12 protein-coding genes are annotated in these 9,808 nt (G+C 63.2%); 9 read left to right on the top strand and 3 right to left on the bottom strand.

Going from position 1 to position 9,808, the window contains the following annotated elements; genetic code table 11:
* From JHD64_RS20095 to JHD64_RS20070, 6 genes are all read left to right on the top strand, one after another.
* A partial coding sequence (locus JHD64_RS20095; RefSeq protein WP_199055288.1) for a bifunctional diguanylate cyclase/phosphodiesterase occupies positions 1 to 991 on the top strand: 991 nt, incomplete at its 5' end.
* Between the two features lie 76 nt (positions 992 to 1,067).
* Positions 1,068 to 1,832 carry a pimeloyl-ACP methyl ester esterase BioH gene (gene bioH, locus JHD64_RS20090; RefSeq protein WP_059284586.1) on the top strand — a complete coding sequence of 255 codons (765 nt, stop codon included), beginning with the start codon at positions 1,068 to 1,070 and terminating at the stop codon, positions 1,830 to 1,832.
* Entirely contained in the window at positions 1,829 to 2,743 is a 915-nt protein-coding gene (gene bioC / locus JHD64_RS20085; protein WP_199055287.1) for a malonyl-ACP O-methyltransferase BioC, read from the top strand. The genes bioH and bioC overlap by 4 nt, the downstream gene beginning before the upstream one ends.
* Before the next feature lie 7 nt (positions 2,744 to 2,750).
* Positions 2,751 to 3,293: a GNAT family N-acetyltransferase gene (locus JHD64_RS20080; protein WP_199055286.1), complete on the top strand. Its 543-nt coding sequence runs from the start codon at positions 2,751 to 2,753 to the stop codon at positions 3,291 to 3,293.
* 51 nt (positions 3,294 to 3,344) lie between these two features.
* Positions 3,345 to 4,235, top strand: a complete 891-nt coding sequence (locus JHD64_RS20075) for a patatin-like phospholipase family protein (RefSeq protein WP_059284583.1) — start codon at positions 3,345 to 3,347, stop codon at positions 4,233 to 4,235.
* Between the two features lie 161 nt (positions 4,236 to 4,396).
* Positions 4,397 to 5,050 (top strand): glutathione S-transferase family protein, encoded by a 654-nt coding sequence (locus JHD64_RS20070; RefSeq protein WP_059284582.1) that lies wholly within the window; start codon positions 4,397 to 4,399, stop codon positions 5,048 to 5,050.
* A gap of 6 nt (positions 5,051 to 5,056) precedes the next feature.
* Here JHD64_RS20070 and dinB read toward each other — a convergent pair whose 3' ends face one another.
* The 3 genes from dinB to JHD64_RS20055 all read right to left on the bottom strand — a co-directional run bounded on the left by dinB (position 5,057) and on the right by JHD64_RS20055 (position 7,303).
* Positions 5,057 to 6,121: a DNA polymerase IV gene (gene dinB / locus JHD64_RS20065; RefSeq protein WP_199055285.1), complete on the bottom strand. Its 1,065-nt coding sequence runs from the start codon at positions 6,119 to 6,121 to the stop codon at positions 5,057 to 5,059.
* Positions 6,122 to 6,133: 12 nt separating this feature from the next.
* Positions 6,134 to 6,442, bottom strand: a complete 309-nt coding sequence (locus JHD64_RS20060; protein ID WP_059284580.1) for a SelT/SelW/SelH family protein — start codon at positions 6,440 to 6,442, stop codon at positions 6,134 to 6,136.
* A 396-nt stretch (positions 6,443 to 6,838) separates the two neighbouring features.
* On the bottom strand, positions 6,839 to 7,303 hold the full coding sequence (locus JHD64_RS20055) for a copper chaperone PCu(A)C (protein WP_199055280.1): 465 nt from the start codon (positions 7,301 to 7,303) through the stop codon (positions 6,839 to 6,841).
* Positions 7,304 to 7,484: 181 nt separating this feature from the next.
* Here JHD64_RS20055 and JHD64_RS20050 point away from each other — a divergent pair, with 181 nt between their 5' ends.
* The 3 genes from JHD64_RS20050 to JHD64_RS20040 all read left to right on the top strand — a co-directional run.
* Complete coding sequence (locus tag JHD64_RS20050) at positions 7,485 to 8,129, top strand: MarC family NAAT transporter (protein WP_059284578.1); 645 nt, start codon at positions 7,485 to 7,487, stop codon at positions 8,127 to 8,129.
* Between the two features lie 78 nt (positions 8,130 to 8,207).
* Positions 8,208 to 9,035 (top strand): AraC family transcriptional regulator, encoded by an 828-nt coding sequence (locus tag JHD64_RS20045; RefSeq protein ID WP_199055279.1) that lies wholly within the window; start codon positions 8,208 to 8,210, stop codon positions 9,033 to 9,035.
* 74 nt (positions 9,036 to 9,109) lie between these two features.
* On the top strand, positions 9,110 to 9,808 hold a 699-nt coding region (locus JHD64_RS20040), incomplete at its 3' end, for an AzlC family ABC transporter permease (protein WP_233170632.1).

Genomic DNA, 9,808 nt, shown 5'->3' with positions numbered 1-9,808 from the left:
GCCGGTGATCCTGGCCGGACGTGAAGTCTTCTCCACCGCCAGTGTCGGCGTGGTGCTGGCCGACCGCGAGCATTATCACAAGGCAGAAGAGCTGCTGCGCGATGCCGACCATGCCATGTACTGCACCAAGCAGCAGGGCCGGCAGGGTTATACCGTGTTCAACCACCAGTTGCGCATCAATCAGGCCGACCAGTTGGCGCTGGAAAGCGAATTGCGCCGGGCGCTGGAGGTCGACGACCAGCTGCAGCCCTATTTCCAGCCCTTTATCGATGCCAACAGTGGCGAGCTGGTGGGTTTCGAATCACTGGTGCGCTGGCAGCATCCGCTGCGCGGCCTGATTTCGCCGGCGCTATTCCTGCCCATGGCGGAGGAAAGCGGGCTGATCACCCGTGTCGACCGCTACATGATCAATGCCGCCTGCCGCCAGCTGCGGCGGTGGCTGGACGAGGCGCGGGTATCGCCGGACATCGCCCTGCATATCAATCTGTCCTCCGCCAATTTCCACGACCCGGAACTGGTGGCGTGGATGCGCGACATCATCGACAGCTACCAGCTGCCAGCCGCCATCCTGCATCTGGAAATCACCGAAAGCGCGCTGATCGACGTGCCGGACATCGCCGCCACCGTGATGCATGCCCTGCATGATCTGGGCGTCAAGCTGGCGCTGGACGATTTCGGCACCGGTTATTCCGCACTGTCCTATCTGCACCGCTACCGTTTCGATGTGCTGAAAATAGACCAGAGCTTTGTGTTTGATGTCGACCGCAAGGAAGAAGCGTTTGCCATCGTGCGTGCCATCCTGGCGCTGGCGCAGGCTTTGGGGCTGGACGTGGTGGCCGAAGGCGTGGAAACCGCTGCCCAGCTGGCGCGCTTGCAAGAGATGGGCTGTGGCAAATTGCAGGGTTATTACTTTGCCGCCCCGGCCCCGGCTGACGCCATCGACTGGGAACGGCTGGCGCGCTTTGTGCAGGAGTTTCGCCGTGCCGCCTGAGCCGGCAGCCCGCGCGGCGGCTTTCTTTCGCTGCGCGCTCTTGCGAAAACCACCTTTCTCCCCCATTTGATTGCCCATGACTCTGTTTGTTGAAAGCCGCGGCCGTGGCCCGGACGTGGTAATGCTGCATGGCTGGGGCCTGCATGGCGGCGTATTCGACCGTGTGGCCGACGTGCTGGCCGCGCACTATTGCGTGCATCTGGTCGATCTGCCCGGCCATGGTGCATCCGCTCCTTTGGCGCGCTTTGATGCCGACGCAGTGGCCGACCTGGTCGATGCCCAATTCCCTTTTCCGGTACAAGTTGTCGGCTGGTCGCTGGGCGGCCTGATTGCCCAGCACTGGGCGGCCCGCCATCCCGACAAGATCAAGAGCCTGGCGCTGGTGTCCACCAGCCCGCGCTTCGTGCGCGACGACAGCTGGCCACACGCCCAGCAGCGCGCTGCCATTGAAGCGGTGGGGGCCAGCCTGGAAGGGGCCTTCGAGCAAACGCTGGAGCGCTTCCTCGCCCTGCAGATGATGGGGGCGCCCGCGGCGCGCGATACCGTCAAGGCGGTGCGTGAGCAGCTGTTTTCCCACGGCCGGCCGCAAGGCCTGCTGCCGGCACTCGAATTATTGCTGGAGGCCGATGCGCGTGCGCTGGCCGGCCAGATTCATTGTCCGGTGGCGCTGTTTTACGGGGTGCGCGATGCCATCACCCCCATCGGTGCCGGCCGCTGGCTGCAGTCTGCCCTGGCCGATGCCACCCTGCACGAATTCACCCAGGCTTCGCACGCGCCATTTTTGTCCCACCAGGACGAATTTGTCGCCAAGCTGGCCCAGCATCTGGAAGCCTCCGCATGAGCGAAGCGTTTTACACCGACAAAGCCCGTATCCGCGCCTCTTTTGAGCGCGCCGCCAGCAGTTACGACTCCGCCGCCGTGTTGCAGCGTGAAGTGTCCGACCGCATGGCCGAGCGCCTGTCCTATATCAAGCATCAGCCACAAGTGATTCTGGATGCCGGCACCGGCACCGGTTATGGCGCGGCCCAGCTGCGCGCCCAGTATCCGGAAGCCCAGGTGGTGGAGCTGGATCTGGCCCACGCCATGCTGTGCGCCTCGCGCGAGCGTCAACGCGCCGGCGACGGCCTGCTGAAAAAACTGTTCAAGCGCAGCCAGCCCTGGCAGGTGTGTGCCGATGTGGAAAGGCTGCCGCTGGCCGACAATAGCGTGGACATGATCTGGTCCAATCTCACCATCCAGTGGGTGAATATTCCGGACAGCGTGTTCAGCGAATTCGAGCGCGTACTCAAGCCGGACGGCATGCTGATGTTTTCCACGCTGGGCCCGGACACCCTGTTCGAACTGCGCGAAGCCTTTGGTGGCGTGGACCAGGCCACCCACGTCAACCAGTTCATCGACATGCACGACCTGGGCGATGCGCTGATGCGCGTCGGCTTTGCCGAGCCGGTGATGGACATGGACAAGATCGTGCTCACCTACGACAAGGTGCGCGACGTGATGCACGACCTCAAGGCCATTGGCGCGCACAATGCCACGCGTGACCGCAGCCGTGGCCTGATGGGCAAGCAGGCCTGGCGCCGGGTCGAGGCCAGTTACGAAACACGACGGCGCGATGGCACGCTGCCCGCCACCTATGAAGTGGTGTATGGCCATGCCTGGAAAAGTACGCTGAAGAAAAAGGGCAATACGCTGCCGGATGGCCGGCAGGTGATCGAATTCGTCAAACCGGGCAGCTGGCCGGGCAAGGTCTGATACGACAATGACGGACCGCCTGCGGCCAGCACGACCGGAAGACGCCGCATGCCTGGCGGCACTGGCCAGCCTGGTATGGCTGGATACCTATGCCAGCGCAGGCATCCGTCCGGCACTGGCGCGTTATGTGCAAGCCAGTTTTACCCCGCAGGTGTTTCTGGACAAGCTGGCCGACCCGCAACAGCACATCCTGCTGTTGGAGCGTGATGGCCATCTACTGGCCTATGCCTTGCTGCAAGAGGCTGCCGCCTGCCCTGGAGAGCCGGCGTGGCAAGCCGAGTTGGCCACGCTTTATGTCATGCCACGTTTTGCCGGGCAGGGGCTGGGACGGTGTTTACTGTCAGCCAGCTTGCAACTGGCCGGCCAGCTGGGTTACCACGGCTTGTGGTTGAGCGTGTTTCACGGCAATCAGCGGGCCCTGGGTTTTTACCGGCACCTCGGTCTGCAACAGGGGGCTGATTGCTTTTTCGAGCTGGAGGGCGAGCGCCATCTCAATCATGTTTTCCTGCTGGCAGACACGGGTGAGGGGAACCATGTTGCGCCGCAATAATCAAACGAGCCCTATACGCTCCCAACCCCGTCACTACTTATTCAATCCATCATGACATTCCTACGCCGCCTGGCTCCGGCCAGCCTGCTGTTGCTGCTGGCCGCCTGTACCCTGACCCAACCCAAAACCGAAATCACTCCCCCGAAAGTCCCGGTCAAGCCCCGTATCGCGCTGGCGCTGGGCGGCGGGGCGGCCAAGGGCTTTGCCCATGTCGGCGTGATCAAGATGCTGGAAGCCAATGGCATCGTGCCGGACATCATCACCGGCACCAGTGCCGGCAGCGTGGTGGGCAGCCTGTATGCTTCCGGCCTGAACGGCATGCAACTGCAAGCCAAGGCCATGCAGCTGGACGAATCCGAACTCACCGACTGGACGCTGTCCACCAAGGGCTTCCTCAAGGGCGAGAAGCTGGAAGCCTATATCAACACCCAGCTGGGCAACCGGCCCATCGAAAAACTGCCGCGCCGGCTGGGCATTGTCGCCACCGAGCTGGACTCCGGCCAGAAAGTGGTGTTCCGCATGGGCAATACCGGCCAGGCCGTACGCGCCTCGGCCAGCATCCCCAATGTCTTCCTGCCGGTGGTGATCGGCGGCAAGCGCTATGTCGATGGCGGCCTGGTCAGCCCGGTGCCGGTATCGGCAGCGCGCGAGATGGGGGCGGATTTCGTCATTGCGGTGGATATTTCCGCCAAGCCCAAGCCGGGCAAGGCCACCGGCCTGTTTTCCATGCTGGACCAGAGCTTCAATATCATGAGCGGTCCCACGCTGGCCGCCGAGCTGAAACAGGCGGATGTGGTGATCCGCCCCAATGTGCTGAATATCGGCTCGGCCGACTTCGAGGCACGGCACCAGGCCATTCTGGAGGGTGAGAAGGCCACCCAGCAGTTGATCCCGTTGCTACGCAGCCGTTTGCAGCAGAAGTCGCTGGCCATGGCGCGCTAAAGCACCGTTTGGCGGGCCTTGCCGTCTGGCTGAGAGCGGGAAAGATGGCATAATGCAGGCGTTGTCGGCCAAGCCGGGCAGACAAGGCCTGTTTTGCATTGCGCCCGGAGCCGGGTAAAACACCGTCTTTCACTCTGGGCGCAGCCCGCAAGGAGAACCGCATGATCAAACTCTACGGCGTGCAGCTGTCCGCTTACTACAACAAGGTCAAGATTGCCCTGCTGGAAAAGGGCGTCAATTTCCAGGAAGTGCCGACGCGTCCCTCGCAGGAAGCGGCGCTGCTGGAACTGAGCCCGATGGGCAAGATTCCCTTTGTCGACATCAATGGCCATGCCCTGTCCGAGTCCACGGTGATTCTGGAATGGCTGGAAGATGCCTATCCCACCGCCGCCCTGCTGCCACCGACGCCAAATGGCCGTGCCAGCGCGCGCGAACTGATGACCATGCTGGATCTGTACCTGATGCCGGCCGCCGCGCCCTTGTACCGCCATCTGCTGTTTGGTGCCGCGCTGGATGAAGCCGGCAAGGCAGCGGCCAAGGCGGCCATCGAGCGCAGCCTGCTGGCCGTGTCGCGCCTGGTGCAGTATGGCCCGTGGCTGGCCGGGGAATATTTCAGCTTTGCCGATATTTCTGCCGCCTGTATCTTGCCGCTGGTGGCAGCATCCACCCAGCAGGTGTATGGCGAAGACCTGACCACCATCATTCCGGGCATCGAAGACTATCTGGCCTTGCTGGGCAAGCGTGCCAGCGTGGCCCGCACCTGGCAGGACAGCGCCGCCGCCCGGGCGGCCTATCTGGAAGCCAGCAAGCAATAAGCCCGCTTACAGGACATCGAACAGCGGCAGTTGCTGCGGCTGGTCGGCATCATCGGCCAGCCTGACCCCCACTCCCACCAGCCGTACCGGGCGCTGGCCGCGGGCATAGGCGATTTCCAGCAGGTCGCGGTAGTCGGCGCTGCTCAGCTGCCGGCCGCTGTGTTCGGCCGTGGTCTGGCTGAAATCGGCAAACTTCAGTTTTACGCTCAAGCCCTTGAATGGCGGATTCTCCGCCCGGGCAATGCGCCCCTGCAGCTTGCTCATCAGTTCCGGCAGCTTGTCCAGGCAGGCCGCCAGGTCGGGCAGGTCCTGGGCATAGGTTTCTTCCACGCTGATGGACTTGCGGCTGCGGTCGGTGGATACCGGCCGCTCGTCCTGTCCGCGCGCCAGTTGGTACAGGCGTTCGCCAAAGCGGCCAAAGTGGCGCATCAGGTCCAGCTTCTCCCATTGACGTAAGTCGCTGCAACGATGAATGCCCAGCTGTTTCAGCTGGGCCGCCGTCACCTTGCCCACCCCGTGAATTTTTTCGACCGGCAGGCCCAGTACAAAGCTGTCGACATCCTGCGGCCGGATCACCAGCTGGCCATCCGGCTTGTTCCAGTCGCTGGCGATCTTGGCCAGAAACTTGTTGGGTGCGATGCCGGCCGAGTCGGTGATGCCGACTTCGGCACTGATCTGGCGGCGAATGGCGGTGGCCATGCGCGTGGCGCTGCCCTGTTCATGTGGCTGGCAGCTGACATCCAGATAGGCTTCGTCCAGCGACAGCGGCTCGATAAGCGGGGTATAGCGCTCGTAGATGGCCATGATCTGCTGGCTGGCCTCGCGATAGCGGCGCAGGTCCGGCGGCAGGATGATCAGCTGCGGACACAGCCGCAGGGCACGCGCCGATGACATGGCGCTGTGCACGCCAAAGCGGCGGGCGATGTAGTTGCAGGTGGCGATGACGCCACGGCTGTCGGGCTGGCCGCCCACCGCCAGCGGTACTTCGCGCAGGCTGGGGTCGTCACGCATTTCGATGGCGGCATAAAAGCAGTCGCAATCGACATGGATGATCTTGCGTTGCCCGGTCATGCGGCCTCGTGATCAGTCGGCCGCGCGTTCGCTGTGGCCCAGCGTCTTGTCGGGTGCCACCCGGTCGCGCACCAGCTGCTTCAGCTGCTTGATGTCGGGAAAGCCGCCATCGCGCTTGCGGTCCCACAGGGTCTGCTCATCGATGCTGATGCGGAACACGCCACCGCTGCCGGGACGCAGTGCCACTTCGCCCACTTCCTTTTCAAAGGTGGTCAGCAGCTCCTGTGCCATCCAGGCGGCGCGCAGCAGCCAGCGGCAGCCTGTGCAATATTCAATGGCAATGCGGGGCAAGGCGGGCTGGGGGAGGATGGGGGTATTCATGAGAGTCCAGCTTGAATGCAGTGCCGGATAGCATAACGCAGAATGAGGAAAAATCCGCCGGTTCCCTGAGTCGATCTATTATTTGACGGGGCTTGACTGGCAAGACCCGTTCTCCTCCATCGTGTTGACTCTTTTAGTGCAGACTTGGCGCTTACTACTGTGTAGGGTAACCGGCGGACTGAGCAGTACAAAGCGTTGTTCAACTCAATTCCCGGACGCCAGTGTGCCCAAGGATGGTGCGGTGGTAAAGCGATTACTCTAACAAAGGCGGAATGCTGCATTGCACGATGTCACATTGGCGCAACGTAGGGCAGAAAAATGCCCGCCGAAGCGGGCAGTGGCAATAATTGGCCAGAAAAATCAGCAGATTGGCCGAATTTTGCCGGCCCCAAACCCTCAGTGTTCCATCGCCATCGGCGCGTCTTTTTCCACCAGCACTTCCACGGTCACCGTGCCGGCCTTGGCGAATTTCAGCGTCAGCGGGAAGTGTTCGCCTGCCTTCAGCGGCTGCTTCAGGCCGATCAGCATGATGTGGTAGCCACCCGGGGCAAATTTCACTTCGCTGCCGGCGGCCACGGCCACGCCACCGCTTACTTCACGCATGCGCATCACGCCATTGTCGTTGACATGCACATGCAGCTCGGCCTTGTCGGCGCGGGGCGTGCTGGCGGCCAGCAGGGTGTCGGCTTCCTTGCCGGTGTTCTTGATGCTCAGATAGGCCGCGCCGGTGGGGCTGGCTTCGGGCATGGCGCGGCTCCAGGGGTGGCCCAGCTCCAGCGCGCCCAGCTTGAAGCTGTGGGCAGAAACAGTGGCGGCCAGCAGCAGGCCGGCAAGCAGGGTCAGCAGTCGGGACAGGGACATCGGATTCTCCAGAAAAGTTGCGCTCAAAATTAGCACACATCAGACCATGCCGACTGCGACAAAGTGCCGCAGGTGCGCGGGTTTTCGGGATGCGACACCAATATGGGCAGGCACGACGCGGCACTATCATTTCTGCTGGGGAAATTTATAATCGGTCGCTGATATTCCATGTGTTTTCATCATGCTTGAAACCCTGTCCCTGAAGTTCCTGTTTGGCGGCTTGCTCAGCTTGCTGACCATTACCAACCCGCTGTCCAAGATTCCGCTGTTCATTTCACTGACCCAGCAGATGAACGACGCCGGCCGTGCCAATCAGGCGCGCCGTGCCTGCCTGTTTGCCGCCGCCATCATGCTGGTCAGCCTGCTGGCCGGTAACCTGATCATGGCGGCTTTCGGCATTTCCTATGGTGCGCTGCGCATAGCCGGCGGCCTGGTGGTGGCGGTGCTGGGTTACCGCATGCTGTTTCTGTCGCAGGACCCCGGCATGGCGCCCAAAACCGGCGAGCGCGAAGACTACGCCTTCTTCCCGCTGGCCATGCCCGGCATCAGCGGGCCGGGGACCATCGCGGTGGTGATCGGCATTTCCACCGAAATCGCCGAACTCGCCGGCTGGCCGGCCAAGGCGCTGGCCTTTGGCATGACTTTTGTGGCGATTGCCGGCACCAGCCTCGGCATGTGGCTGGTGCTGCGTTCCTCGGCCATGATCTCGGCCCGGCTGGGGCGTGGCGGGCGCGAGGTGACCACCCGGCTGATGGGTTTCCTGCTGATCTGCGTCGGTGTGCAGTTTGTCGGCTCCGGCATCCGTACCTTCATGGCCGGTTCCTGACGGGCGCAAGATCGTTCAAGTTTTCCGCTGGTGGCTGTGCCAGAATGAGCCGGACCCTGTTCGTCCCGGTTTCAAACCATGCCACTGCCTGAGCACGAATTTTCCCGTTTCTTTCGCGCCGACGATATCGCGCCGCTGGAATGTCTGGATGCCTTTTACCGGCAGCAGGTGTTTGCGCCGCATTTTCACGAAGAATACGTGGTGAATGCCTTGCTGGCCGGCGCCCAGGCTTATCGCCATCGCGGCGGCAATCATATTGCCGGGGTGGGGGCGCTGGTGCTGATGAATCCGGGCGAGGTGCATACTGGCGAGTGCGCGCACCAGCAAGGCTGGGCCTATCGCGGCTTTTATCCCTCTGCCGAGCTGATTGGCCGGCTGGCGGCGGAAATCAGCGGTCAGCGCGGGGTGACGCCGTATTTTCGCGAGACCGTGGTGTTCGATCCACCCCTGGCCGCGCGGCTAAACCAGCTGCATCAGGTCTTGCGCGACAGCCGGGATACCCTGCAACGCGAAACGGCACTGTATGCGGTGTTCAGCCAGGTGGTGTTGCGCCATATGCAGATTGCCGAGCGGCCACTGCGGCCGTGGCCACAGGCGGTGGAGCGCGCCCGGCAGCTGCTGGCCGACTGTGTGACGGACAATCTGTCGCTGGCCACACTGGCACAGGCGGTGGGGCTGTCGCCCTGGCAGCTGAACCGGCAGTTTTCCCGCCACCTGGGCTTGCCGCCGGTGGCCTGGCGCAATCAGTTGCGCGTGGTACGTGCCCGACGCATGCTGGCCGATGGCCATAGTCCGGCGGCCACGGCGCTGGAGCTGGGCTTTGCCGACCAGCCGCATCTGACCCGGGTGTTCCGGCACGCGCTGGGCATTACCCCGGCTGCTTACCAGCGCAGCCTCCGGCGCTGAGCGCAAGATCGTTCAAGTCAGCCTGCCATGCATGGTGATAGCGTGGCTGCTGTGTTCACCTTTATCATCATCCCATGTCTCCACAAACCTGTTCATCCCGTCGCGCGCTACTGCTGGAAGGCGTGCGCGATACCGTGCCCATGCTGGTGGGCGCTGCTCCGTTTGGTGTCATCTTCGGCACGCTGGCCATTGCCGCCGGCCTGTCCAGCGCCACGGCCATCGGCATGTCGGTGCTGGTGTTTGCCGGCTCCTCGCAATTCATCGGGGTCAGCCTGATCGGGGCCGGCACCGCCTTGCCGGTGCTGTGGCTCACCACTTTTGTGGTAAATCTGCGCCACGCGCTATATAGCGCCACCTTGCTGCCCTTTGCCCGTGACTGGTCGCTGGCCTGGCGCTGGCCGCTGGCCTTCTGGCTGACCGATGAAACCTTTGCCGTGGTCGAACACCGCTTTCGCACCAAAGGAGCGGCAGGCGGCCAGTGGTACTGGCTGGGTTCGTCGCTGGCCATGTATGGCAACTGGCTGTTATGGACGGTGGTGGGGGTGAGTCTGGGGCAGTCGCTGCCGGGGCTGGCCAATCTGGGGCTGGATTTCGCCATGGGGGCGACCTTTGCCGCCATCGTGGCGCCGCAGCTCAAGCACCGCCCGGCGCTGGGGGCCGCCGTGGCGGCTGGCGTGGTCGCCATGCTGGGGCGCGGCCTGCCTTACAAGCTGGACCTGATGCTGGCGGCGCTGGCCGGGGTGCTGAGCGGTCTGCTGCTGGAGCGGTGGGCC

This window comes from Aquitalea sp. ASV15, from assembly GCF_016429115.1.
Classification (GTDB): domain Bacteria; phylum Pseudomonadota; class Gammaproteobacteria; order Burkholderiales; family Chromobacteriaceae; genus Aquitalea; species Aquitalea magnusonii.
This window is presented reverse-complemented; position numbering and strand designations above follow the sequence as displayed.